The organism is Streptomyces sp. NPDC090106, from assembly GCF_044747265.1.
In the GTDB taxonomy this organism is placed as follows: Bacteria; Actinomycetota; Actinomycetes; order Streptomycetales; family Streptomycetaceae; genus Streptomyces.
The window spans coordinates 102,316-127,657 of the sequence record NZ_JBIVDS010000012.1 but is presented as its reverse complement, the minus strand read 5'-3'; the positions used below and the strand labels follow the sequence as shown (position 1 = coordinate 127,657).

The following is a 25,342-nucleotide window of genomic DNA, read 5'->3' as shown; positions in this document are numbered from 1 at the left end:
GTCAGCGTGTGAGGCGAGAACGAACATTCCTGGTGGGCGTTGCAGTTGTTTGTCAGGTGTGTGAAGCGGTACGGCCGGTCGGCCGGGGCCGTTCAGCGAGGACCCGGCGGCCCCGGGGTGGGCCGGTAGGCGGTCAGGGCCTGTTCGGCGCGGGCCACGGTCTGCGGGATGCGGTGGCCGGGGACGCCGAGCAGTCTCAGCGAGCCGCGCAGGGCGGACTGGGCGTACCGGGCCCGGTTCTGCTCGCCGCCCCAGTGCCGCTGGGACACCGATGCCTCGACGAGGGCGAACAACAGGTCGAGGTCCTCGGCCAGTTGCTCCGCCTCCCGGGGCGGGTGCATCGAGGTGAGGGCCGCGTGGCCGAACTCCCGGTAGACGTCCCGCAGGGTGGTCTGGGCGGAGCGGGTGGAGGCGAAGTCGTCCTCCTCCAACTCCGGGAGGTGGTAGACGACATGGAGGTTGTGCCGGTCCTTCAGGAGCGTCTCCAGGTCGAAGGCGACCAGCGCGCACAGCCGCACGGTGGGGTCGAGGTCCTGTTCCCGCAACCATCCCGCGCACTCCAGGGCGGGGGTGACGGTGCTGGAGAGCAGGGAGGCGAGCAGGGCCCGCTTGTCGGCGAAGTGGTAGTACATCGTGGACTGTTTGATCCCGACGAGGTCGGCGATCTGCCGTGTGGTCGTCTTGGCGTAGCCCTGTTCGCCGAACAGCCGTGAGGCGGCCCTGAGGATCTCCTCGCGGGTGCTCAGCCCGTTGTGCTTCTTGGGCGCGGAGCGGGGTCTGCCGGGTCTGCCCTCGCGGGGCTGCGGCGGGACGGGTTCGGCCTCCGTCCGTGGGACGTCGTGTGTCATGCCGCCGTCTCCCGTCCGGTTCGCGTGGACGCGTCCGTGTGTGTGGACTCGTCCGTGTGTGTGGACTCGTCCGTGTGTGTGGACGCGTCCCTGTGTGTGGCGATCCGCCCGGCCCGGATCACCGTCCTGATCGTACGGGGGTCACCGAGTGCCTCGATGTCGGTGAGCGGGTCCACGTCGGTGACGACGAGGTCGGCGCGCATCCCGGCGCGGACCGTGCCCACTTCGCCGTCGAGTCGGCACATGCGGGCGGCGACCGAGGTGCCGGCGGCGATGGCGGCGGCCGGGGAGAGGCCCAGGCGTACCATCAGGGCGAGTTCGCGCAGGTTGCGCCCGTGCGGGGCGATGCCGGCGTCGGTGCCCAGGGCGACGGGGACGCCGCTGGTGAGGGCGGCCGAGAGCCGTTCCAGCGCTGTCTCGCGGATGCGGTGGCGTCGTTCCTTGTCGTGGGGCGGGCCCTCGGCCGCGGGCCGGGTGAGTGTCGACAGCGTGGGTACGAGGTACGTGCCGCGTTCGCCCATCTCCTGGAGTGTCGCGTCGTCGACCAGGTAGCCGTGTTCGACGCTGCGCACACCGGCGCGCACCGCGGCCGCGATGCCGGCGGCACCCTGGGCGTGTGCGGCGACGCCCACGGCGCCCTGGCGTTCGGCTTCCTGGACGACCGCGCGCAGTTCGGCCTCCGTCAGGCCGCCCGCCTCGGGTGCGCTGCGCGGGCTCGACATGCCTCCGGTGGCCGCCACCTTGATCCAGTCGGCGCCCTCGCGGACGACCTCGCGGGTGGCGCGGACGAATCCGGCGGGCGAGTCGGCCACGGCGCCCGCGCCGGGACCGGAGTCGAGCGGGGTGCCTCTGACGGTCCGCCAGTCGCCGTGCCCGCCGGTGATGCTGAGGATGCGGATCGCGATCTGGAGCGCCGGGCCGCGCACATGGCCGGCTTCGAGGGCGGTGCGGAAGCCGGAGTCCGCGCCCGCCAGATCCCGGGCGGTGGTGATGCCCGCGTCGAGCGTCGAGGCGAGCACGGGCACGGAGCGGAGCGTCAGCAGGCTCTCCGGAGCCAGCAGGGTGTCGAACCGGTCTGCGTCCGGGCAGGTGCTCACGTGCACATGGCAGTCGAAGAAGCCCGGCAGCACGGTGTGTCCGGTGCAGTCCAGCACCCGCAGCCGCTGCGGCCCGGCCACCTCGGGCAGGGGCAGTGTTCCGGTGGGGGCCACGGCCTGGATGCGGCCGTCCGCGACGAGAACGTCCTGCGCGGGTTCCGGTCGGTTCACCGCGCCGTCGACGACGGTCGCGTTCCTGAGCAGCAGTGCGGGAGCGGTCTGCTGTGCGTCGTGCGACACCTGGGTCCTCTCCACGGTCCGATGGGGCCCGATCGCGAAGGCGCGCCGAGGGCACGGGGGGTTGGGCGTCGGGTGCCGTCACGCTACCAACCGTCCGCCACGATTTCTATCAGCGACAGAATTTACCGTCCGGCAACGCCGGGCAATGCCGGGGAAACCCTTTCCGGCCGATCGAGGCCTAGTTTTCGGTCACTGACAGGAATCCCCGATCTCTCCGTGCGGCCCGTCCGCCGGATCTCCTCACCGAGAGGGTCCTGATGCGAACCAGCGCCATGACCGCCGCCCCGACGGGCCGGAACCTCCCCACCGCACCCCGCCGCACCGCCCAGGCCGGCCTGGCCGCCCTGGTGGCCACCGGCCTGACGCTCACCGGCTGTTCGGCCGCCGCGACCGGCGCGGCCGGCGGGACGGACGTGTTCACCGCGGCCGTCGTGCAGACCTACACCACCCCGCCGGACCCCGACGTCAACTACGACGGGCCCGGTCTGAACATCGTCCAGAACACCTACGAGGGCCTCGTCAAGTACCAGGACGGCAGCGAGACCGCCAAGATCGTCCCCTCCCTCGCGTCCTCCTGGAAAGTCTCGAAGGACGGCCTCACCTACACCTTCACCCTGCGCGACGGCGTCACCTTCCACGACGGGACCCCGCTCACCTCGGCCGCGGTCGCCGCCGCCGTCGCACGCCGGGCGGCCGTCGACGGCGGCCCCGCCTACATGACCGCCGGCGTCAGCAAGGTCACCACGCCCGACGAGCACACCGCGGTACTGACCCTGAAGTCCCGCGACTCCGCCTTCCTCGACTACCTCGCCTCGCCCTTCGGCCTCAAGCTCATCAGCCCCACGGCCCTCAAGGCCCACGCGGGCAAGGACCACGCGCAGACCTGGCTCACCACCCATGACGCCGGCACCGGCCCCTACGAACTGACCGCGGCCAAGACCGGCACCAGCTACGAACTGACCGCGTACGAGGACTACTGGGGATCCGAGCCCGGCTTCACCACCGTGGACCTGGAGATCTCGCAGAACGCCTCCGCCGCCCAACTGGAGCTGGAACGGGGGGAGATCGACGCCATCCTCGGCAACCTCAACAAGTCCGCCTTCGAGTCCTACACCGGCAGCAAGACCGTCACGACCAGCACGTTCCCCAACATGACCACACAGATGGTCTATGTGAACCCGCGGTCCAAGGCGTTCACGACCGCGGCGCAGCGCGAGCGGCTCTTCTCGGGCATCGACACCAAGGGCATCCTGTCCGCCGCGATGGGCAGCCTGGAGGAACCCACCGCCCAGCTCTTCCCCCAGAGCATGCTCGACCCCTCCGCCGACGACCAGGGCATCACCTACGACGACACCGCGCTCGCCGGCCTCGCCCGCACCGCACCCGCCAAGGGCCGTACGGTGCGCATCGGTTATCCGGCCAGCAGCTCCGACGGCAAGGCCGTCGCCGAGGAACTCGCCTCCCGGATGAACAGCGCCGGCCTCAAGGCCGAAGCCGTCGCCTACGCCGCGGGCTCCATCTACAAGCTCACCGACGACCTCGACGCCGCCCCCGACCTCGCCGTCTTCGGCGTCTTCCCGGACGCCGGCCACCCCGACTCCTGGGCCCGCATCATCTACACCCCCAAGGGCGGCCTGGACCTCTTCGGCGCCGAGGTCGACGGTCTGACGACCGACCTCGACCACGCCCTGACCACCACCGGCACCTCCGCCTACACCGCCGTCGCCCGCTCGGTGATCGACTCCCGCTACTGGTTCTCCATCGGCTCCCTCAACACCACCCTGCTCACCGTCCCCGGCATCACCGGCACCCGGGACGCGCAGAACCTCCTGGAGTACAACGTCCTCCACTTCGCCGCCCTGGGCCGTTCCTGACATGGCGGCTCACCGGACGGCACCGGAGAAGCCGGAAAGGACGGAAGGGGTGGACGCCATGGCCGCCACCACCGGCTCGGACGTCACGGCCGCCGCCACCGGCTCGGACGTCACCGCCGCTTCGGGCGCCGACGGACCCGGACCCGTGCTCCGCGTGCGGGACCTTCATGTGCACCTGTCCCGAGGCGGACAGCCCGTCCACGCCGTACGCGGCGTCAGCCTGGACGTGCGCCCCGGGGAGATCGTCGCCATGGTCGGCGAGTCCGGCTCCGGCAAGAGCGTGCTGGGACTCGCCGCCATGGGACTGCTCCCCCGCCGCTCACGGCCCCACGCCCACGGAACGGTCCTGCTCGACGGCACCGACATGCTCACCGCCGACGACGAGACGCGGCGCCGGGTGCGCCGCGGGCACGTCGGCGCCGTCTTCCAGGACCCGATGACCTCGCTCGACCCCACCATGACCGTCGGCGCCCAGCTCGGCGAGGTCCAGCCCGACCGGGCCGAACGCGTCCGGCTGCTCACGGCCGTCGGCATACCCGACCCCGAACAGCGCCTCAAGGCGTTTCCGCACCAGCTCTCCGGCGGGCTGCGCCAACGCGTGATGATCGCGCTGGCCATCGCCCGCACCCCGTCCCTGCTCATCGCCGACGAACCCACCACGGCACTCGACGTCACCGTCCAGGCCCAGATCCTCGACCTGCTCCTGGCCCTGCGCGACGACATCGGCTGCGCCATGGTCTTCGTCACCCACGACCTGGGTGTGGCCGCGCGGATCAGCGACCGGATCGCCGTCATGCGCCGGGGAATCCTCGTCGAGCACGGCACCACCGAGCAGGTCCTCGACGACCCCCGGCACCCCTACACCCGCAGGCTGCTCGCCTCCCGCATCGACCTGGACACCCCCAGGGACCGGCCGCTGACCCGGCGCGCCGGCGCCCCCGGCGAACCGCAGGACACCCCCGCGCCCTCCGTCGTCGAACTGGCCGGGGGCGGACGGGGCCGGGCCGTGGACGCCGACGGCGTGCTGACCTCGGGCCGGGCCCCGGCCGCCGACCGGGACCTGCCCGCACGCTGGCCCGCACCGGTCATCGGCGACGACCTCGCCGTACGACTGCGCGCCACCGCCCGGGTGTTCCGCTCCGGACCGCCCTGGGCCCGCCGTGAGACGCACGCCCTACGCGGTGTCGACCTCGACATCGCACAGGGCGAGGCGGTGGCCCTGGTGGGCGAGAGCGGCTGCGGCAAGTCCACCCTGCTGCGCATCGTCGCCGGCCTCGAACGCGCCACCTCCGGCGAGGTGTCGGTGGCCGGCGGCACCCCGCAGATGGTCTTCCAGGACGCGGGGTCCTCCCTCACCCCCTGGCTCACCGTCGGCGAGATGCTGGAGGAACGGCTGGCGCTGGCCGCCGGGGCGCTGGGGCGTGACAGGCGCCGGGCCGCGGTGACCGACGTGCTCGCCACCGTGGGCCTGCCCGCCGACACCGCGGACGCCCGGGGCGACGAGCTCTCCGGCGGGCAGCGGCAGCGCGCGGCCATCGCCCGCGCGGTCGTCGTCCCGCCCCGCGTCCTGCTCTGCGACGAGCCGACGTCCGCCCTGGACGTGACGCTCGCCGCCACCGTGCTCGACCTCCTCGGGCGGCTCCGCAGGGAACTGGGCATGTCCGTCCTGTTCGTCACGCACGACCTGGCCGCGGCGCGTCTGGTCGCCGACCGGATCGCCGTGATGCACGCGGGCCGCGTCGTCGAGGCCGGTCCCACGGAGCGCGTGTGCGCCGAGCCCGCCGACGCGCGCACCCGCGCCCTTCTGGACGCCGTGCCGAGCCCGCGCCGGCGCCTGACGGCAGGTGCGACGGGGAGCGATCCCGGATGACCGACGACACCCTCATCGCGCTCCGAACCCGCCACTGCCCGCCCCCGATGACCGGAGGTCCCCGATGACCGCCCTCGGCCAGCTGACCGGCGTCCGCCGGCGCACCGTCGCCCCGGCCGCGCGACGGTCCCCTCCCCCGGCCGGTGCCCGCATCGCGCTGGGAGCACTCGGTCTGCTCGTGGCGCTGGCCCTGCTCGCACCGCTGATCAGCCCGCACAGCGCTGTCCTGCGCAGCGGCGACGCCTTCCTGTCCCCCGGCAGCCCCGGCCATCCGCTCGGCACCGACGCCCTCGGCTACGACCTGCTGGCCCGGGTGCTGTACGGGATGCGCGCCAGTCTGTTCGCGGCGGCCGTCGTCATCGCGTCGGGGGTTCTCCTCGGCGGACTCGTCGGTGTCCTCGCCGGTGCCCTGCCCGGCTGGGCGGACTCGCTGCTGATGCGGGTGACCGACCTGTTCCTGGCCCTGCCCGGACTCGTCATCGCGATGGCCGTCGCCGCCTCGCTCGGCGCGAGCTACCACAGCGCGCTCATCGGGATCGCGGTCGTGTGGTGGCCGATGTACGCCCGTCTCGTCCGCGGGGAGATCCGCGCCTGGGCGGCGCGCCCGCACCTGGAGGCGGCCCGGCTCGCCGGTGCCCCCTGGGGCCGGCGCGTCGTGCGCCACCTGCTGCCCGGCGTCCGCTCCACGATCGTCGTCGCCGCCAGCCTGGACGTCGGCGCACTCGTCGTCGCCCTGTCCGCGCTGTCCTTCGTCGGCCTCAGCTCCCCCGCCCCCGCCCCCGAGCTGGGCGCGATGGCCGCCCAGGGCATGCCGTACCTGCTGACCTCCTGGTGGGTGCCGATCGCGCCCGGCGTCGCGGTGATGCTGCTCGCCCTGGTCGCCAACTACGCCGGTGACGCCGTACGCGACCTGCTGCGCCGCCGGTGATCGCGACGCCCACGCCCGTTTCGCACCCGCACCCGAGAGGACCGAACCCGTGACCTTCGCGCTGCGCCGCATCGCGGCGATGCTCGGCGTGCTCATCGCCCTGACCGTCGCCCTGTTCACCCTTCAGCAGGTCTCCGGCACCGATCCCGCCAAGGCCTATGTCGGCGCCAACGCCTCTCAGGCCGCACTCGACGCCGCCCGCGCCCGGCTCGGACTCGACGATCCCCTACCCTCCCGCTATCTGCACTATCTGACCGGCCTGCTGCACGGCGACCTCCAGAACTCCCTGCGCACCCGCACACCGGTCGCCTCCGACCTCGCCTCCGTGCTGCCCGCGAGCCTCGAACTCGCCGCGTGCGTGCTGTTCCTGGCCGTACTGCTGGGCGCCCTCTTCGCCTACGTGTCCGCGATCGGCGCACGCGGCGCCGGGCTCCTGCGCGCGGTCCTGTTCTCGGGCGCCGCCGCCCCGACCTTCCTGCTCGGCATGGTCGCCGTACTCGTCTTCTACGGCCGGCTCGGCTGGCTCCCGGCCGGCGGACGCACCGCGTACCGGGACGCGCCGACCGGCCCGACCGGGTTCCTGCTCGTCGACAGCCTCCTGGCCGGACGGCCCGAGGTGTTCGGCGACGCCGTCACCCACCTCGCGCTGCCCGCTCTGTGCGCCGCGATCTCACCCGCCGTCGCCATCGGCCGGGTCCTGGTCGACGGACTCACCGCCAACCTGGAGGCCGACCACGCCCGGACCGCCCGTGCGGCCGGCCTCACCGAACGCGCGGTGCTGCTGCGGCACGCCGCACGCAACTCGCTCGGGCCCGCCCTGTCCATGGTCGGCATCCAGGCGGGCGCGCTGCTCGCCGGTCTCGTCGTGGTCGAGAAGATCTTCGGCTGGCCCGGGATCGGCTCCTACCTGGACGCCTCCGTGGCCGCCGCCGACCTTCCGGGGATCACCGGCGTCGCACTGCTGCTGGGCATCGTCTACGTCGTCCTCAACACCGTCGTCGACGCCCTCCAGGTCCTCGCCGACCGGCGCCTCGCCCTGACCTGAGGCTTCCCTCCCCACACCCACCCACCTGGGGCGGGCCGTGTCCCGGCCTGCCCGCACGAGAGGAACCACGCGCATGAACACAGTCGGCAACACCGTCCTGATCGTCGTCGACATCCAGGGCGGCGACGTCGAACCGTCCGCCGCCCGCACCGAGATACCCCACATGGACGGCCGCGGCGAACGCATGCCGAGGGTGCACGAGCTGATCGAGCGCACCCGTGAGCAAGGCATCCCGGTCGTCTGGATCCAGGAGGTCCACAAGCCGAACCTCGTCGACATCGGGCGCGAGCTCGACGGCGCGGAAGGCCCGCACTGCATCGAGGGCTGGCCGGAGACCGAACTGTCCAAGGGACTTCAGCCGCGCCCCGACGAATTCCTGATCCGCAAGCGCCGCTACTCCGCCTTCTTCGGAACCGAGTTGGAGATCGTGCTCAAGGCCTACCGCGCCGAGACCCTCATCCTGATCGGCGGACTCACCGACGTGTGCGTCCACTACACCGCCGTCGACGCCCACCAGCACGACTACCGGGTGCGCGTGGTCACCGACTGCGTCGGCGGGTCCAGCAGGGAGGCCCACGAGGCGGCACTGCGCGCCATCCACTACCTCCAGCGGGACGCCCTCGTCGAACAGCGGGACGTACTGCGCTGGTTGGACACCGTCGAGCCCAACCCCGAGGTCGAGCGCGCCGATCGCACCCACCTCGCGGGCCGCACGGCATGAGCGAGCGCGACCGCACCGGGAGGCCGACGTGATCGAGACCGTCCTCGGCCCGGTGGACGCCCACGCCCTCGGCCCGACGTCCATGCACGAGCATCTCCTGTCCGACGCCCGCGTCCTGCACCGCCCGCCGCGCGAACCGCTGCCCGACGACACCCGGGTGAGCATCGAGAACCTGGGCTTCCTGCACTGGAACCTGCTCGCGCTGGAGGACAACCTCGTCCTCGACGACCCGGCGGTCACGGCCGCGGAACTCGCGCCCGCGGTCGCGCTGGGCCAGTCCTGCGTGGTGGACCTCACCACGTTCGGACTCGGACCCCGGCCCCGCGAACTCCCCGCGCTCTCCCGGGCGTCGGGCCTGCACGTCGTGACGGGATACGGCGCCTATCTGGCCCGCTCCCACCCCGCGTGGCTGCGCGCCCTGGACGAGCGCGGGCTGGAGGACCTGTTCCACACGGCGTTGACCGACCACATCCCCGGCACGGACCACCGGGCCGGGCTCCTCGGTCTCATCGGCACCAGCGCGCCCCTGGAACCCGCCGAGCGCCGCGTCCTGCGCGCGGCGGCCCGGGCCGCGGCCCGTTGCGGTGCCGCGGTCGCCGTCCGCCTCGACCCGGGCGCGCGCCTCGGCCCGGACGTGCTCGCACTGCTCACGGCAGCCGGGCTCCCGCCCGAACGCGTCATCCTCTCCAACGTCGACGAGTTCATCGACAAGCCCTATCTGCGTGAACTCGCCGACGCGGGAACCACGTTGGAGTGGTGCTTCGGCAACGAGGCCTACTACCGGGACGGCTACAAGGACCCCACGGACGCCGAACGCCTCGACGCCTGCGCGGAGTTCCTCGCCGAGGGCTTCGCCGACCGCATGGTCCTCGGCTGCTCGGTGTGGACCAAGACCCAGCTGCGCCGCTGGGGCGGCATGGGCTACGACCACCTGCTGCGCCGGATCGTCCCGGCCCTCCGCGGACGAGGGCTGCCCCAGTCCGTGCTGGACACCCTCCTCACGGAGAACCCCCGCCGCCTGCTGGACCGCCCCGGCAGCAGGGCCTGACACACCTCCCGACCCCCGAGGACACGTATCCCCATGCCCCTGCACACGGTGCTGGGTCCGATCGACGCCGGCACACTCGGTCCGACCTCCATGCACGAGCACCTCCTCAGCGACCTCAGGCTGTGGGCCAGGCCCGCACCGCCCGACGAGCCCCGGCTCACCGGCCCCCTCCGCCCGCACGACATGGCGAGGCTGCGCTGGAACGCCCTGTCCGTGCCCGACAACCTCGTCCTGCACGACCCCGAGGTCGCGGCGGCCGAACTCACCGCGCTGCACGCCGCCGGTGGAGCCGCCGTCGTGGAACTGACCCTGCACGGCATGGGCCGACGCCTCGCCGAACTGCCCGCGCTGTCCCGTCGCACCGGCGTCGCCGTCTGCGTCGGCACCGGCTGGTACGTCGAGGCCACCCACCCCGACAGCATCCGCACCGCGGACACCGACACCCTCACCGAACGGCTGCTCGCCGAGCTGGACGACGGCATCGACGGCACCGGCATCCGACCGGCCCTGATCGGCGAGCTGGGCACCGGCCACCCGCCCACCACGGCGGAACTGCGCGTGGTGGAAGCCGCGGGACAGGCTGCCGCCGCGCGCGGATGCACCGTCAACGTGCATGTCTCGTTCCGTGGCCAGGACGCCCTCGCGCTGGTCGACCTGCTGCTCGCCCAGGGCATGCCGGCCGACCGGATCGTGCTCAGCCACATGGACGAGGTCCTCGACCGCTCCTACCACCGCGACGCCGCGCAGACCGGCGCGGTCCTGGAGTACGACACGTTCGGCACCGACTTCTTCTACGGCAGCCCCGACCTGCGCTCGCCCGCCGACCACGAACGACTCGACATGGCCGAGTGGCTGCTCTCCGAGGGCCACACCGACCAGCTCGTGATCGGCTGCGACGTGTGGACGCAGACACACCTCCTGCACAACGGAGGCTTCGGCTACGAACACCTCTTCCGCCGCATCGCCCCCGCCCTGGAACGCCGGGTCGGCGCCGAGGCCGTCCACCGCGTCCTCGTCACCACCCCACGCCGACTCCTGGACCGCCCATGAACCCCCCGCGGACGTACGACGAGAGCGCCGAGACCCGGGCGGCCCGGCTCGGCCTTCAGATCCCCGACTACCGCGACCCTCCCTACGGGGGCCGCTACGGCACCGTCAAGGCCTTCCACCGCACCGGACGCCTGCTCTTCCTCAGCGGGTTCACCCCGGAGGACCGGAGCGGCACCGTCCTCCACCCCGGCCGGCTCGGCCACGACCTCACGATCGAGCAGGGCCGGGAAGCCGCCCGCGCCGCCGCGGTCAACGCTCTGGGAGGCATCCGGCTGGCCCTCGGCTCCCTCGACCGCGTCACCTCCATGGTCCGCGCACTGTGCTTCGTCGTCTGCACCGCCGACTTCGACGAGGTCCACCAGGTCGCCTCCGGCGCCACCGACCTCCTCACCGACGTGTTCGGCCCCGACGCCGGCACAGGAGGCCGCGCCACGATCGGAGTGATGCAACTGGCCCGCCGCAACTGCCTCGAACTGTGGCTGACAGCGGAGACGGACGACGCCGAGTGACACACTCGCCGCGTTCCTGGGGCCCTCGCTGCATGGGTGCACGATTCCCCGGGCTTCTATCGGAACATCGACAAGGGGCTTCCGGCAGGCGGTGACTGGACCTTCATCGCCCGCGCACTCGATGCGGCCAGGGCCTACAAGTAACCAGCGGCAGTAGAAACGCACTTGACCAGCGTGTTTGGTTCAGGTGACCATACGCTCCGCAGCCCGAGGAACCCGCCTTCGACGAGAGAGTTCCCTTGCGGCCGGATTCTGGATCTTTCGTCCTGTGGGGGGGGACTTGTGAGTGGTGGGGTGCGCGGCGTGCTGCCGCCGGGAATGTCACGTCTCGTGTGCGCGGCGATGTTGCTCGCCGCGACTGCTGCGGCCTGCTCCGAAGGCGCCACGCCCCGGGCAGCCTCCCCTGAGGTCGGTGCGGCGGCCGAGAAATCGCCTGCCGCGGCAGCGGCACAGGCTGTCAAAAGCATGCAGGACGTGACCTCGCTGCGCTATGGCCTCACTGGCACCGTCGTGCTCACAGGGCACGTCGACGCGGAAGTCGCCATGACCACCCAGCCTTGGGCCATGAGCATGGAGGTGACCGCCGAGCGTGGCACCGCATGGCGGGGTCCCACGGAGTTCCGGTTCATCAAGGACATCATGTATGTCAAGAACGGCACATCGCGTCGGGGGCAGAACAGCAGCAAGCGCTGGACGAGCGCCGCCCCGGGAGTGTGGGGACGCGGCGCCGTGGAGAACCGGTCGTTCGGTCTGCTGCCCAGCGAACTGTCCATGAACCCCATCACGCAATCCACTCTGCTGACAGCGTCGAAGGACCTGCGGCGGACAGGGACGGCCACGGTCGACGGCACCAGCACCACCCGCTACTCGGGAACCGTGGTGTCCGACGCCGTCGAGGGCGACCGCCTCGACCAGCTCGTAGGGCTGTGGGTCACCGGCACGCTCACGACGGACATGTGGATCGACGACAGCGGTCACCTCAAGCAGTACCGCCTGCGAGGCGAACACGCCCCGAACACGGTCCCCGCCGGCGCCGGCGGCCCGCTCGACCTGACCATCACCTTCCACTCCATTGACCAGGCCCTGACCATCAAGCCACCCGCCCGGAACGACACGACATTCCTCGGGGACGCACGTCAGGGCTGAGACGCACCGCCGCTCCGCGCGACGCTGATGACCTGAACTACCGGAACATCTGCTCAGGCCGCCAACGTAAGGAGCCGCCCACCACAGCGGGGCGTCACGGTGGTGGGCATGGGCGTCTCGTCCGCGGCGATAGCCCCGTACGGCGCCGGCGACTACCGCACAAGAGCAACGGGGCGCACGGGCGGGCTACTTGAGGGCTGCCTCGAGCCCGGCGGCTTCGGATGTCAGTGCTTGCCCGTACCGTCTGCGCATGGTTGATCAGAGGCCTGTTGAGGCAGGGATATCCGACTTCGCCACCTGGGAGCCCGTGCTGCGGCTCCTGCTGGCCGAGCAACAGCACAGGCCTGCGGCCTCGCCGGTACGTGTGACTGGGAGTATCGGTCGCGGTGGCTGGAGTCTGGCACTGACGCGACGGAGGCCGCCGCCGGGACGGGCCGCTCAGGTGGAGGACATGCAGGAGGAGGTCGACGCGGTCACACGTGTGCAGAACGCCCTCGCTGCCGCAGGGGTCGACGACGTCTCCTTCACGGCCGAGATCCAACCGACCGGGCGGACCTCGCTGCGACTGCTCGGTCCCAGTCCGGCCGTGGAGCCCGGCATCGGCACCCCGTATCCGGGGGCTCTCCTTCTGATCGAGGGTTCCGTTCCCGAGCCGTGGCGCCGTCTGCCGGATCCCGTGCCCACGGCGGTCCCGTCACCCTCGGCGGACCCGGCACTGCTCGACCGGACGCTGCGCGAGCGGTTGCCGGACGCCATCGGCGCGACGGAGGAGGAGATCGATGCGGCTCAGGCACGCCTCGGCGTCACGCTGCCGGACGAGCTCAAGGTGCTCTACCGGGTGGTGCGGGCGCGGTGGGAGGACTGGGGCGACGACTACGAGGCGGCCGAGCGTGTCTTCGCGGCGGTGGGCTGTGAGCTGCTCCCGCTCGAAGGTCTGTCCGTCGCCGACGCCGCCTCCCGTGACTGCCGCTGGGAGTTCGCCGCCCTGGAGGCGGTCGACACTCCGCCCGACGCCATGGTGCAGGGACTCGTCGGCTCCCCCGGCTGGATCGTCTTCGGCGACAACGGCGGCGGAGACCGCATAGCCGTCGATCTGACCCCCGGTCCCCGCGGACACCTGGGACAGGTCATCATGCTCTCCCACGAGGAGGACACGGGCGCCTCGCTCCTCGCCGACTCCCTGACCGACCTGGTGCTGGGCCGCCGCACCGCGGAACGCGTCAGTCCGGCGGCGCGGGAACACGCCGTGGCCAGGGTCAACGTCGCGAGCCTCAAGAGCATCCAGGCAGCAGCGCACCCCGGGCTGGAGGTCTTGTCCGTCGGAGTGTGGGACGGGGCGCCGCTCAGCCTCGCCCCCGTCACCGGGCTGCCCCGCCTTCGTACCCTGTCCGCCTATCCCGGCACGCTGGCCGACCCTCTGGAGATCGCCAAGCTCACCGGGCTGGAGTTCCTTGAGCTCGGCCCGCACGACTGGCGTGTCCTGCTGGACGCCGGAGCCGTCCCACGCAGCCTGTCGGCCGCCGCCATCATGGTGTGGGGCCGTCAGGACCCCCTGCCGATCGTGGCCCTCGCCAACGAGATCCTGGCCCTGTGGAACCGGCCCCAGATCGTCCAGACCGTCCTCGAAGGCGACCTCGGCCCCGTGGCGCAGCCGACAGCCGACGGACCGGACGGCGGCTGACCTGGCGCCTTGGGCCTCCGCGGGTACCCGACGGCGAAGGCGGATCAGCCCAGTACGGCGGTAGCGAGGACGGTGGTGAGGTAGGCGGCGCCAAGGCCGGCGACGACGCTGATGAGGGCGTTGGCGGCGGCGAAGCCCTTCGCACCGTTCTCGACCAGGCGCAGGCTCTCGAAGGAGAAGGTGGAGTAGGTGCTGAGGGTGGCGCACAGGCCGGGGCCGATCAGGTGTTGCAGCGCGGCGGGGACGGTGGTGGCGGTCGCTGCGGCGGTGAGGAAGCCCAGACCGGCGCAGGCGGCGATGTTGACGCTGAAGGTTCCCCAGGGAAAGGCGGTGTCGTGGCGGGCCTGGACGGCGCGGTCGGTGAGATAGCGCAGCGGAGCACCGATGACGGCCCCGGTGATGACCATGAGCCAGTTCACGCCTGCCCCCGCTCCGCATGGGCGCGCGGGAGGACGGCGAGGCGGGTCAGGGTGGTGGTGACCCAGATCGCGGTGCACGCGGCGAGCAGGGTTGTGGCCGCGTAGAGCAGTCCGGTGGCGGGACGGCCGTGGTCCAGGAGGCGCTGGGTGTCGAGGGTGGCGGTGGAGAAGGTGGTATAGCCGCCCAGAACGCCGGTGCCGAGGAAGGGCCGGGTCAGGGGGTGGACGGTGAACCGTTCGGTGACCAGGACCATGAGGACGCCCATGGCGGCGCAGCCGGTGACGTTGGTCCACAGCGTCGTCCAGGGGAAGGCGGTGGGTGCGGTGGGCCAGATCAGGGTGGCGCCGTAGCGGACGCAGGCGCCGAGAACCCCTCCGGCGGCGATGACCGCGAGGATCTCGGCCTGGCGACGCTTCGGGGTGGGGGCGTGTGCGGCCGGACGCTGCTCGACGGCCGTCTCCGGGGCGGCGGGCTCGGTCTGCCGGTCGACGGCAGGCTCGGTCTGCCGGTCGACGGCACGCACGTGGTGGTGATCGGGGTGCACGTGGTGGCTCCTACCTGATCGTCACGAATCCGCGCGGGCGCGCGGAAGGGTCAGGTAGGGACCGTTGGCGACCAAGGTCGCGGTTCGGGTACGGCGGGCCCCACCGCCGTACAGCCGCCCCGTGCGAGGTGACTGCATGGTCATCGTACCGGTGTCGCCCAGTGGCCTGATGGGTGGCCCTGGTGGGTGGGCACCCTGCGACCCGGGGCGGGAGAGAGGCCGGCGTCCCCTCTCCGCACGAGCCTCGCTGTCCGGCACGGCCAGGCTTCGGCCCTCCCGGCGCATGAGGTATGAAGACGTCCGTGACCGAGCCACCGCAGACCCCCGCCACCCAGTACGCGTTCGTCGCCCTCGCACCGCCCGACGACGCGAAGAAGGAGCTGGAGCGGGAGCTGAGCCCGGCCTACACCGCCTATCCCGACCTGCGCTGGAACCGCGTCGAGGACTGGCACATCACCCTCGCGTTCCTGGGCGAGCTGCCGGTGCGGGACGTCCAGCGGCTTCGTTCGCCCCTCGCCGACCTGGCGGCTGCCCGTCCCCCGCTCGAACTGGCCCTGCGCGGAGGCGGACACTTCGACGAACGAGTGCTGTGGAGCGGCATCGAGGGCGACCTCGACCGACTGCACGAACTGGCGGGTGCGGTACGGGAACGGGTCGGAGACTGTGGCGTCGCCTTCGTCGAGCGACCGCTGCGTCCCCACCTCACGCTGGCCCGCGCTCGCCGCTACGACACCGCCTCCGTCACAGCGGCAGCCGCCCTCCTCGACGGCTTCACCGGGCGCGCGTGGCAGACCGAACGCCTCCATCTGGTGGGCAGCACGGAACGGGGCCATGCAGGCCCGCGGCGCTATCAGGACGTCGACGCCTGGACCCTGATCAGCAGCTGAGGCTGAGCAGGTCTGGTCGGATGACGACCGGGAGCGGATCCAGCTCGGCTACGCGTCGCGAGACGTGGACGCGAAGCGGGGCGTCTGCCCGCAGCTTCCAGCGTGCACCGCGTGCCGCCGGGTGCCCGTCGGGCCCTCGTACAGCTACGAAGGCCCGACGGTGGGACGGCGCCGGTGCCTCACGGCCCGGCGCCCGTGTCAGGCCTCGACCGTCTCCCGCTGCGGGGCGGACTTGGCCGACGCCGCGATCCGGGCCGCCCGGTCCGGCATGGTGAAGGCGAAGAGCGCGGCGACCGCGGAGACAGCCGCGAGCACCAGGTACGCCTGCTGGAAGGCGGAGACCGGCGGATGGGCGTCGGCGCCCGTGCCGACCGCCGCGGCCGAGGCCAGCACGACCGTGACGACGGCGGGGGCCGCCGCGTTCGCGGCCTGGCGCACCACGGTGTTGAGGGTCGAGGCGTGGGAGACGTCGGCCTTGGCTATGCCGGTGAACGAGGCGACCGTGGTGGGCATGAACACCCCGCCCATGGCGGCGCCGAGCAGGAACATGAGCCCGCGGAACGCCCACAGCGAGGAGTCCGCGTCCAGCCGGGAGAAGGCGACCAGCACCAGGGCGACGCCCAGCAGTCCGCAGCCGGCGATACGGCGCGGGCCGACCCGTGCGTAGAGCGGTCCGACGAGCTGGACGGTGAGCAGCACGCCGAGCGCCTCGGCGAAGGTGCTGGACCCCGACTCCCAGGCGCTCAGCCCGAGGCCCTCCTGGAGGAAGAGCGGGCCCATGAACATCGCTCCCATGAACCCGACGAAGCCGAGGAAGGCCGTGATGTTGGTGTCGCGGAACAGCCGGTCGGTGAAGAGCCGGACCTTCAGGGCGGGTTCGGGCACCCGGAGTTCGACGGTGACGGCCGCCGCGAGCAGCACCGTGCCGCCGATGAGTCCGGCCAGGACGACCGGGCTGTCCCAGCCCATCTCCGCGCCCTCGCTGATGCCGAGCATCAGTCCGCCGGTACCGAACGCGGTGAGGACCAGGCCGGGTACGTCGAGACGGCCGGGGACGTGGTCCCGGTGCCGGTCGAGGAAGAGCAGGCCGAAGACGAGGACGGCGGCGCCGATGGGGAGGTTGGCGTAGAACACCCAGCGCCACGACATGTGGTCGACGAGCCAGCCGGCCCCCATGGGGGCCAGGGCGGGTGCCACCTGCTGCGGGATGATCATGTAGCGGGAGACCTTGACCTGCTCGGACAGGCTGAAGGTGCGGTAGAGCAGGGCGGCGGTCACCGGCAGCAGGATGCCGGCGGCCAGCCCCTGGAGGGCGCGCCAGAGGATCAGTTCGCCGAGCGATCCGGCGGCGCCGCACAGGCCGGACGCGATGGTGAACACGGCGAACGAGACGAGGACCGTGCCGCGCCCGCCGAAGCGGTCGCCGAGCCACGCCGAGACGGGGACGGCGAGACCGACACAGACGGGATAGACGACCACGACGGCGTCGAGACCGGCCGTGGCCAGCCCGAAGTCGCGGCCGATGGAGGGCAGGGCGACGGTGGTTCCGGCTCCGTCCACGATGGACATGAAGGCGGTGACCACGCAGACGATGGGGACGACGATGCGCTGGTCGAGACGTACGGACACATGCTGAGCATACTCAGTTTGAGTACTCTCACCATAATCGGGAGAATGGGGGCCGCAGGAAACCGGGGACCGGATCCGACGGGCCCGGGTCCTGGCACCGCGCCACGGACCCCCGCCGTGCGAACAGCCGGTGCCGATTGCGGTAGGAAAAGACCCGCGACCCACGACGTCCGCGGTGCGCGAAGGCATGTCGACGAGGACAGGAGCGCCAGGGTGAGGAACGTACCGGGCAGCAGCGACCCATTGGTCGACGAGATGTTCGCCACCACCCACAAGCTGCGGACCTACGTCGACGGCAGGCTGGCCGAGAAGGGCACGACCGTCGCCCGGCTCCGCGCCCTGCGGTTCCTCGCCCATGCCGCCGAGCCGATGCGGATGCGCGACCTCAGCGACATGCTCGGCATCGCCGCGCGCACCGCCACCGCGCTGGTGGACGCCCTGGAGCGGGACGGCCTGGTGGTCCGGCTCCCCCACCCCACCGACCGGCGCGCCCATCTGCTCGCCCTGACCGACGCCGGCGTCACCTGCCACCAGGAGGCCGAGGACCTGGACCGGGAGGCACTCGCCATCGCCACGAGCGGGCTCACCGCCGAGGACCGCACCGCACTGCGCGCTCTGCTGGCCCGCATCCGCGACACGGTCTCCGCCGCCCCGAAGCACCCGCAGGCTCAGAGGGTCGACGGGGGTGACTCCGCCGCCGTCGACGGTCGTTGACGAGCGGCTCGAAGTCGGCCCTGATCACCCGTCAAGCGGCGGGATCCGCGTTCTCGGACGGGCTCGGCCCACGGAACCTGCGCACGGGGTGCCCATCGGGCTCACCGGTGAGCCATGAACCGTCGCCCAGGAGAACCAGCCGGTAGGGGTTGCTCACCTCCACCTTGAGCTCGCCGCCGACCGCGCCCGTGCGGACATCGACGAGGTGGTAGCGGAACCAGTCGTCGTCCGCGTCCTCGTCCTCACCGCCGAGGGCGACGACGGCCGTGTCGTCCGTCAGATAGCCGCCGGTCCATTCCACGAAGGACTCGTCCGGGTCGTACCCGAAGGCCTCGACCGGGAGGGTGAACAGCACTTCGCCACCGGGGTGCTGATGGAAGGCCACGTCCGCCTGGTCGTGATCCACGGTCATGAACTGCCGCCCTGACGGCGCCACGCCCATCAGACAGCGGTCCTGCCACGGGTACGTCATGAACTCGGGCACCCCATCGGCACCGATCCCGCCCCGGAGGATCACGGAGCCGTCCTGGCCCTCGCCGATGTCCAGATAGACACTGCCGTCCGTGGGGTGCAGGTGATGTTCGGCGCCGTGCCCGACCGTCCCCACGTCCCAGCGGGCGAGAACCGCACCGCTGTCGGCCTCGTGCACGACCCACTGATCCGCCGCTCCCCGGTCCGCCATCGCGTCCGGCCGGTAGACCCACACCGTCCGGCCGTCCAGCGACAGCGCACAATCGGGCCGGTGGCCATGGCGTACGTCGGAACGGGGCTCGAAGTCCGTGCTCCACAGCACGTCGCCCGCACGCGTGAGACAGACGACGCTGTTCAGGGTCGTATACACGACCCGCTCCAGATCGGGCCCGACCACGGACTCCACGACCTCGTCACCCGGCCTCGGATGGAAGACGGCGGCAGGCTCCAACGTCCCGCAGGCATCCTCCACGACGTAGGCGAGGATCCGCTCGTCAGGGCAGCGTGTGATGACCTTGGGGGACGGCACGGGGATCATCCGCCGAGGCTAGCGTCCGGGGCGGACGGCCCGGCGCCCGGGGCGAGGCCTGCCGGTGCGGAGGCGTTGTCAGTGGCTGGTGACATCGTGCCCTCATGGACACTCTCTTTGATCTCCCCGAGTCGGAGGCACCGGAAGAAGCCGTCATCGCCCGCTACCGGCTGAGCGACGACGCATACGGTTCCCCTGCCGAGCGGGAAGCGTTCTTCGATGCCGAGCGCACCCTGTCGGCCGCCGTCGAAGCGGCGGGAGTCGGGGACGTGGACGGGAACGAGTTCGGCGCAGGGGAGGTCGTCCTGTACGCGTACGGACCCGATGCGGCGGCGCTCTTCAAGGTGATGGAGCCCGCCCTTCGCGGTCTGCCGTTCAGACCGGCCCATGTCGTGCTGCGACAGGGGAGCCAGGAGACGGAGTCCCGCGTGGATCTGTGAGGCGGCGGCACCGCAGCCGCTTCGAGAGACGCGCGCTACGCCTTCCGGGCCAGCCCGGCGGCGATGAGGTGTTCCCAGACCGTGAGTTCCTGCTTCTCGCCGATGTCCATCGCGCCGTCGACCTCGTCGGGACGCCACAGGGACGCGGGGACGATCCCCGGGTCGAGGATCTCCAGGCCGTCGAGCAGGGCGGCGATCTCCGCGTCGGTGCGCCAACGGCCGCGGCCGAACGTCTGCTGGAGCACCGCCTCGGCCTCGACGGTCTCCGGGTTGTTGCCCGAGCGGAAGTGGCTGATGAAGAAGTAGCTTCCCGAGGGCACGTGGTCGCGCCAGTAGCGGACGATGCCCGCCGGGTCCTCGTCGTCGTTGACGTGGTGGAGGATGGCGCTGAAGATCACGGCGACCGGCTGCTCGAAGTCGATCATCTCGACGGTGTCGGGATGGGTACGGACGCCCTCGGGGTCGCGCACATCGACCGCGACGACACGGGTCCGGTCGTTGTCCTCCAGCAGTGCGCGGCCATGGACCAGCACCTGGGGATCGATGTCGACGTAGATCACCCGCGACTCGGGAGCGTGCCGTTGGGCGACCTGGTGGACGTTGTCCGCGGTCGGCAGGCCACTGCCCAGGTCGACGAACTGCCGGATGCCGGTGGTCCTCGCGATCTCTCTGACCGCCCGGGTCAGGGCCGCGCGGTTGGCGTAGGCGATGGCCACCGACCCGGGCAGGTCGCGCATGAACACGTCGCCGATCTGACGGTCCACCGCGTAGTTGTCCTTGCCACCGAGCAGGTAGTCGTAGACACGGGCGATGCTCGGCTTGGCCGGGTCGATGGAGGAGCCTTCGTACGTCATGGCGGTCATTCTCCCCAACATCATCGTCAGCGCACCCCACTTGAGCTCCTCCCTCTGCTCAAAGCGACCTGAGGGCGGGAGGGGCACCGGTCTCGCTCGCGCCGCCGAGCCCCGACAGGGTGCCGGGCCGCGAGCCGTCGATTACGGGACAGACACGCACAGTTGGGAGGTTCATCGGGCGGCGTTCGGGTGGGCAGCAGGTGGTGTTCAGACGGAGTACACGCTGTCTCAAGGTTGCGTGATCACAGTTCGACCTCGTGCCTATTTCACATGCGCGTACCGGCGTCGCTTCCGCGAGCGCCGCGGCTTTGGTGTTGTCGTCGTTGGCCGTTGCCGGAGTGCTCGCCGCTCAGCCTGCGGCGGCCGCGGCGGCGACCGGCTATCAGAACGTCCGGATCAACGAGGTCACGTCGTCGAACAACGACACGGTGGAGCTGTACAACACCGGGACGACGGCGGTGAGCATCAGCGGCTGGAAGATGTCCGACGACAGCTTCTCGCAGCAGTCGTTCAGCCCGTCCGCCGCCAGTATCCCGGCCGGCGGCTTCGTCACCTTCAACTCGCCCAAGGGGCTCGGCGACTCGGACAAGCTGGTGATCTACGCGTCCGACGGCAGCGTGGTCGACCGCGTCGAGTGGGCCGCCAACGGGGCGAAGCCCGCCATGGCGCGCTGCGGTGGCGACGGCACCGGCGCGTGGGTGACGGCCACCTCCGCGGCCACGTTCGGCGCGGCCAACGCCTCGGGATGCCCGTCCTCCCTGCCCGCGGCGAGCCGGGTACGGTTGAACGAGGTCACCTCCAGCGGCTCCGACACCGTGGAGCTGTACAACGGCGGTACGAGCGCGGTCGGCGTCTCGGCGTGGAAGTACGTCGACGCCGACACCGGCCACTCCCCCGTCTCGATCTCCGCCGCCTCTCCGAGCGCGACCAGCATTCCCGCGGGCGGCTACATCACGTTCGACTCCGCCCTCGGTCTGGGCGACGGCGACTCGGTGTTCGTCCTGGACGGCAACGGGAACACCGTCGACTCGGTGACGTGGGCGACCGACGGCGCGAAGCCCTCGGACGAGCGCTGCGCCAACGGCACGGGCCCGTTCCGGACGGCCGTGACCGCGACTCCGGGCAGCGTGAACTCCTGCTCCGGAAGCGGCGGAGGTGACGGTGGAGGCGGCGGCGGAAGCGAGACCGGCCAACTGCTGGGCGGTGGCGGCTCGCTGACCAGCGGCTGCACCCCCGAGGCGCCCTCCGGTACGGGCTCCACGCCGACGGGCACCCTGGCATGGCCCGGCGGGCTGAACGTCACCATCGCCGACCAGGTCTGCGCGTTCACCACCTCCACCGGCACCGAGGGCCGGGACGTGAGCGGTCTGGCCTTCGATCCGTCGAACCCGTCGGTGCTGTGGGCCGCCAAGAACAAGAACTGGCTGTACAAGCTGGTCAAGAGCGACGGCAAGTGGATCCCGGACACGTCCTGGAGCGCCACCGGCAAGCAGATCCGCTTCGCGGACGGCTCCGGTGAGCCGGACTCCGAGGGTCTGACGGTCGGCGGCAACGGCCACATCTACGTGACCTCCGAGCGCGACAACAGCGACAAGACGGTCCCCAAGGACACGATCATGGAGTTCGATCCGGCCGCGACCGGATCGACGCTGACGCCGATCCGCCAGTGGGACATGACCTCGCAGTTCCCGCAGCTCGACACGGGCAGCAAGGACGACGCCAACCTCGGCTTCGAGGGCGTCGGTTACGTGCCGGACAGCTGGCTGACCGCGAACGGCTGGGTCGACCCGCTCACCGGCGCCGCCTACGACCCGGCGGACTACCCGCTGCACGGTGCGGGCCTGTTCTTCGCAGGTCTGGAGTGGGACGGCTCGCTGCACGTCTACGGCCTGAACTCGGACGGCTCGTTCACCACCTTCGGCACCGTCGCCACCGGCAAGGCGTCCGTGATGGACGTGATGTTCGACGCCGGCACCCAGCGCCTCGTCGCGACCTGTGACAACACCTGCGGCGAGACGCACACCTTCATGAAGGTCGGCGCCGGCGGCACCATCGTTCCGGACGTGACCTACACGACGCCGGCGGTCATGCCGATCGACAACCTGGAGGGCTTCGCGCTCGCCCCGGCCTCGACCTGCGTCAGCGGCTTCCGCGAAGCGGTCTGGAGCGACGACGGCATCTACGGCTTCGGCTCCGGGACCTCCTCCTCCGGCCACGCCCTCTACAGCGGAACCTTCCCCTGCTGATCCGGCTCAACGGGGAACCCGCCCAACGGGGAACCCGCTCGCCCGTCAGACGTGCCCTTCGGGGCCGCCCGTGCGGACGCGCGCAGCGGTGAACTCCTGGCGGTCCGGGCGCCGATCATGGCCGCCCGGACTGCCACGGCCGCGGGTCACGCCCCGATGAAGCTCACCGTCTCCGTCATGTCCGCCCGGCCGGTGCGCAGTCGAGGCGCGCCGTCCTTCTCGTATCCCACCGAGACCCCGCAGAGCAGCGCGAGCCCGTCATCGGCTCCGACCGTCCGGCCGACGGTCTTGCGGTACATCGTCCACATCACCTGCGGGCAGCTATGCAGCCCTTCCGCCCTAAGCAGCAGCATGACCGTCTGGAGGTACATCCCGGCGTCCGCCCACTGTCCGGGCCCCATGCTCCGGTCGAGGTAGCAGAAGAGCACGACCGGTGCGCCGAACGCTCCCGTGTTCAGTGCGGCGATCTTCATGGGTCTGCCGGGGTCGTCGCGTTCGATGCCCAGCGCCTTGTACCGCTGGGCGGCCGCGGCGGAGAAGCGGTCCAGATACGGCGGGGCCAGGTCCGCCGGGTACATCGGATAGTCCCGCTCGTCGCCCGTGTCCCCGGCCAGCGCCCGGGCCGTGGCGCGGCTCTTCAGTTCGGCCAGGGGGGCGCCGGTCACGACGTACACGTGCCACGGCTGGAGGTTTCCGCTCGACGGAGCCCGCGTCGCCGCGGCCAGCACGCGTTCGAGGACCTCCTTGGGCACCGGTTCGTCGCTGAACGCCCGCACGGCCCTGCGGCTGTCCACGGCTTCGTACACGTCCACGTCTTTCCGCCCTCTCGCTCCGTCCATGGCTCGCGGCACGGACACGAGGACGACCATGGCACCGGGCGGGCGGATCGGGCGACGGTGTTCTCCGCGGGCCGGCACCGGCCCGCGGAGAACCGTCGGGCGGGTCAGACCGTGTGCGCCGCGCTGCCGTCGAGCAGGCCGTGGCCGGACGGGGCCGTGCTGAGGGCGGCGCCCTCGTCGATGATCTCGTTGCGCTCGTTCACGAAGACGACCTGGGGTTCGACCTTGGCCGCGTCGGAGTCCGCCACCGCCGCGTAGGCGATGATGATCACGAGGTCGCCGTTCTGGACGAGGCGGGCCGCGGCGCCGTTCACGCCGATGACGCCGCTGCCCCGGGGGCCCTCGATGACGTAGGTCTCCAGCCGGCTGCCGTTGTTGATGTCCACGAGGTGGATGAGCTCGCCGGGGAGCAGGTCGGCGGCGTCCATGAGGTCGGCGTCGAGGGTCAGGGAGCCGACGTAGTTCAGATCGCACTGGGTGATCGTGGCCCGGTGGATCTTCGACTTGAGCATGGTTCGGAACATGGCTGTCGCCTTTCGGGGTGGGCGCCTTCTGGTCTTCAACCACGAGCGGACGGCGACGGGTGGGACGACTGTCGAGGCTTTCCCTCGGCTCGCCGGACGAGCGCTCGGGAAATTTCGATACGAGCCGTTGGAATCGGCCCGTGCACGACCGACGTGAGCCCGTTCCAGAGGATCCTGGGCGGCAATGATCGAGCATTCCAGCGGTAATTCGGTTTCGGTAGTGGCGAATTCCCGTGACATCTCCCGAAGATCTCTCCCCGGGTGGTGCGGTGTCTCCTCGGCCGTCTTTTGTTACTGCTCAGGGCACCTTTGGCCGATGCCCCACGTGCCGTATGTCGCCCGCTCACTTTCATGTCGTGCAGGTTGATGAGCGGGGGCGGGGCTGGAGTCGGCCTCCGTCCCGCGGTCACAGTGAGGAAGCGTCGAGGGTGTGGAAATGACCTCGACAGCGGCACGAAGGATTCGCCGTGTCGGATGCCCGGCGGCTGCGACGGATTCGCAGCGTCGCGGAATCTCGGCAGGCGGTCCCGGATTCTCGGAATGCCGAATGAATCGGCTCTGAAGGGAGCAGAGGGTGACGGTGGAAATCACGACGCAGGAGGCCCAGGAGATCGCCGGGAGGATCGCCGTGGTCTTCCAGGAGGTGCTGGGCGCGACGGAGGTGCCCGACACCGGCAGCGGGTTCCTGGACATCGGCGGTGACTCGCTGACGGCGGCCCGCGCGGTGTCCCTCATCAGCTCGCGGCTGGGCGTGCGGATCACGGTCCGCGACCTGTTCCGGGAGCGCACCGCCGACGCGCTCGCCCTGGTGGCGCTGCGCCGTCCGGCTTCCTAGCGGCCCGGGCGGTCGGCCGCTCAGGACCGACCCGCCCGGCCGTTCGACGAACGCGGACCCGTCCGGCCGATCCGGCACGGCGGGCTCCGGGGGCCGGCCCGTGACGGTGCCGGTCGTCCCATCGCACGTCCGCAATGACTTTTCGAGAGGTGAGGACATGGTGGCTCAGACGTATCGCGTGGTGGTGAACGGCGAGGAGCAGTACTCGATCTGGCCGGAGGGACGGGATCTGCCCGACGGCTGGTACGACGAGGGCACCTCCGGCAGCAAGGAGGACTGCCTCGACCACGTCGAGCGGGTCTGGACCGACATGCGGCCGCTCAGCCTCCGCCAGGCCCGGTGACCTGACCGCC

General features: G+C 71.4%; 25 protein-coding genes. 16 read left to right on the top strand and 9 right to left on the bottom strand.

Translation table 11 applies throughout. The features are described 5' to 3' along the window. Positions 1–92 precede the first annotated feature (92 nt). A complete protein-coding gene (locus tag ACIPSE_RS33620) occupies positions 93–848 on the bottom strand; it encodes a TetR/AcrR family transcriptional regulator (protein ID WP_401670196.1) in 756 nt (251 codons plus the stop codon). Continuing rightward, positions 845–2,185 carry an amidohydrolase family protein gene (locus ACIPSE_RS33615; RefSeq protein ID WP_401670194.1) on the bottom strand — a complete coding sequence of 447 codons (1,341 nt, stop codon included), beginning with the start codon at positions 2,183–2,185 and terminating at the stop codon, positions 845–847. The genes ACIPSE_RS33620 and ACIPSE_RS33615 overlap by 4 nt, the downstream gene beginning before the upstream one ends. A gap of 257 nt (positions 2,186–2,442) precedes the next feature. Here ACIPSE_RS33615 and ACIPSE_RS33610 point away from each other — a divergent pair, with 257 nt between their 5' ends. The 10 genes from ACIPSE_RS33610 to ACIPSE_RS33565 all read left to right on the top strand — a co-directional run bounded on the left by ACIPSE_RS33610 (position 2,443) and on the right by ACIPSE_RS33565 (position 14,057). After that, complete coding sequence (locus tag ACIPSE_RS33610) at positions 2,443–4,059, top strand: ABC transporter substrate-binding protein (RefSeq protein ID WP_401670193.1); 1,617 nt, start codon at positions 2,443–2,445, stop codon at positions 4,057–4,059. A 58-nt stretch (positions 4,060–4,117) separates the two neighbouring features. Next, positions 4,118–5,929: an ATP-binding cassette domain-containing protein gene (locus ACIPSE_RS33605; RefSeq protein ID WP_401670191.1), complete on the top strand. Its 1,812-nt coding sequence runs from the start codon at positions 4,118–4,120 to the stop codon at positions 5,927–5,929. Positions 5,930–5,993: 64 nt separating this feature from the next. Then, the gene (locus tag ACIPSE_RS33600; RefSeq protein ID WP_401670188.1) at positions 5,994–6,857 is read left to right on the top strand and encodes an ABC transporter permease; all 864 of its coding nucleotides are present in this window, start codon (positions 5,994–5,996) and stop codon (positions 6,855–6,857) included. A gap of 49 nt (positions 6,858–6,906) precedes the next feature. Continuing rightward, complete coding sequence (locus ACIPSE_RS33595) at positions 6,907–7,902, top strand: ABC transporter permease (protein WP_401670186.1); 996 nt, start codon at positions 6,907–6,909, stop codon at positions 7,900–7,902. A 73-nt stretch (positions 7,903–7,975) separates the two neighbouring features. Next, entirely contained in the window at positions 7,976–8,623 is a 648-nt protein-coding gene (locus ACIPSE_RS33590; RefSeq protein WP_401670183.1) for a cysteine hydrolase family protein, read from the top strand. Between the two features lie 28 nt (positions 8,624–8,651). Continuing rightward, positions 8,652–9,671, top strand: coding sequence for a hypothetical protein (locus ACIPSE_RS33585; RefSeq protein ID WP_401670180.1), 1,020 nt, complete (start codon positions 8,652–8,654; stop codon positions 9,669–9,671). A 33-nt stretch (positions 9,672–9,704) separates the two neighbouring features. Continuing rightward, positions 9,705–10,721, top strand: a complete 1,017-nt coding sequence (locus ACIPSE_RS33580) for a phosphotriesterase (protein WP_401670178.1) — start codon at positions 9,705–9,707, stop codon at positions 10,719–10,721. Next, positions 10,718–11,230 (top strand): RidA family protein, encoded by a 513-nt coding sequence (locus ACIPSE_RS33575; protein WP_401670175.1) that lies wholly within the window; start codon positions 10,718–10,720, stop codon positions 11,228–11,230. The genes ACIPSE_RS33580 and ACIPSE_RS33575 overlap by 4 nt, the downstream gene beginning before the upstream one ends. Positions 11,231–11,524: 294 nt before the next feature. After that, positions 11,525–12,376: an LppX_LprAFG lipoprotein gene (locus tag ACIPSE_RS33570; protein WP_401670172.1), complete on the top strand. Its 852-nt coding sequence runs from the start codon at positions 11,525–11,527 to the stop codon at positions 12,374–12,376. Between the two features lie 250 nt (positions 12,377–12,626). Next, positions 12,627–14,057, top strand: coding sequence for an SMI1/KNR4 family protein (locus tag ACIPSE_RS33565; protein WP_401670169.1), 1,431 nt, complete (start codon positions 12,627–12,629; stop codon positions 14,055–14,057). A gap of 44 nt (positions 14,058–14,101) precedes the next feature. Here the strand turns inward: ACIPSE_RS33565 and ACIPSE_RS33560 are convergent, their stop codons facing one another. Further along, complete coding sequence (locus tag ACIPSE_RS33560) at positions 14,102–14,476, bottom strand: fluoride efflux transporter FluC (protein WP_401670166.1); 375 nt, start codon at positions 14,474–14,476, stop codon at positions 14,102–14,104. Then, a complete protein-coding gene (locus ACIPSE_RS33555; protein ID WP_401670600.1) occupies positions 14,473–15,000 on the bottom strand; it encodes a fluoride efflux transporter FluC in 528 nt (175 codons plus the stop codon). Before ACIPSE_RS33555 ends, ACIPSE_RS33560 begins: the two co-directional genes overlap by 4 nt. A gap of 311 nt (positions 15,001–15,311) precedes the next feature. Between ACIPSE_RS33555 and thpR the strand changes: the two genes are divergently transcribed. Beyond that, positions 15,312–15,908, top strand: a complete 597-nt coding sequence (gene thpR, locus ACIPSE_RS33550) for an RNA 2',3'-cyclic phosphodiesterase (RefSeq protein WP_401670163.1) — start codon at positions 15,312–15,314, stop codon at positions 15,906–15,908. A 198-nt stretch (positions 15,909–16,106) separates the two neighbouring features. On the opposite strand, the gene ACIPSE_RS33545 is transcribed toward thpR, so the two are convergent. Beyond that, a complete protein-coding gene (locus tag ACIPSE_RS33545) occupies positions 16,107–17,537 on the bottom strand; it encodes a DHA2 family efflux MFS transporter permease subunit (RefSeq protein ID WP_401670161.1) in 1,431 nt (476 codons plus the stop codon). A 213-nt stretch (positions 17,538–17,750) separates the two neighbouring features. On the opposite strand from ACIPSE_RS33545, the gene ACIPSE_RS33540 reads away from it, so the two are divergent. Beyond that, positions 17,751–18,251 carry a MarR family winged helix-turn-helix transcriptional regulator gene (locus ACIPSE_RS33540; protein ID WP_401670159.1) on the top strand — a complete coding sequence of 167 codons (501 nt, stop codon included), beginning with the start codon at positions 17,751–17,753 and terminating at the stop codon, positions 18,249–18,251. Between the two features lie 31 nt (positions 18,252–18,282). On the opposite strand, the gene ACIPSE_RS33535 is transcribed toward ACIPSE_RS33540, so the two are convergent. Then, a complete protein-coding gene (locus ACIPSE_RS33535) occupies positions 18,283–19,260 on the bottom strand; it encodes a hypothetical protein (RefSeq protein ID WP_401670156.1) in 978 nt (325 codons plus the stop codon). 95 nt (positions 19,261–19,355) lie between these two features. On the opposite strand from ACIPSE_RS33535, the gene ACIPSE_RS33530 reads away from it, so the two are divergent. Further along, positions 19,356–19,691: a hypothetical protein gene (locus tag ACIPSE_RS33530; RefSeq protein WP_401670154.1), complete on the top strand. Its 336-nt coding sequence runs from the start codon at positions 19,356–19,358 to the stop codon at positions 19,689–19,691. A gap of 35 nt (positions 19,692–19,726) precedes the next feature. Here the strand turns inward: ACIPSE_RS33530 and ACIPSE_RS33525 are convergent, their stop codons facing one another. Further along, positions 19,727–20,545, bottom strand: coding sequence for an SAM-dependent methyltransferase (locus ACIPSE_RS33525; RefSeq protein WP_401670151.1), 819 nt, complete (start codon positions 20,543–20,545; stop codon positions 19,727–19,729). Positions 20,546–20,868: 323 nt separating this feature from the next. Here ACIPSE_RS33525 and ACIPSE_RS33520 point away from each other — a divergent pair, with 323 nt between their 5' ends. Beyond that, positions 20,869–22,791, top strand: a complete 1,923-nt coding sequence (locus tag ACIPSE_RS33520) for a lamin tail domain-containing protein (protein ID WP_401670149.1) — start codon at positions 20,869–20,871, stop codon at positions 22,789–22,791. Positions 22,792–22,937: 146 nt separating this feature from the next. Here ACIPSE_RS33520 and ACIPSE_RS33515 read toward each other — a convergent pair whose 3' ends face one another. Further along, positions 22,938–23,603 carry a nitroreductase gene (locus ACIPSE_RS33515; RefSeq protein ID WP_401670147.1) on the bottom strand — a complete coding sequence of 222 codons (666 nt, stop codon included), beginning with the start codon at positions 23,601–23,603 and terminating at the stop codon, positions 22,938–22,940. Positions 23,604–23,734: 131 nt separating this feature from the next. Beyond that, positions 23,735–24,154: an aspartate 1-decarboxylase gene (gene panD, locus ACIPSE_RS33510; RefSeq protein ID WP_401670144.1), complete on the bottom strand. Its 420-nt coding sequence runs from the start codon at positions 24,152–24,154 to the stop codon at positions 23,735–23,737. A 574-nt stretch (positions 24,155–24,728) separates the two neighbouring features. On the opposite strand from panD, the gene ACIPSE_RS33505 reads away from it, so the two are divergent. Further along, positions 24,729–24,989, top strand: a complete 261-nt coding sequence (locus tag ACIPSE_RS33505; RefSeq protein ID WP_401670141.1) for an acyl carrier protein — start codon at positions 24,729–24,731, stop codon at positions 24,987–24,989. A 157-nt stretch (positions 24,990–25,146) separates the two neighbouring features. Continuing rightward, a complete protein-coding gene (locus tag ACIPSE_RS33500; protein WP_401670139.1) occupies positions 25,147–25,332 on the top strand; it encodes an MbtH family protein in 186 nt (61 codons plus the stop codon). Positions 25,333–25,342: the final 10 nt, after the last annotated feature.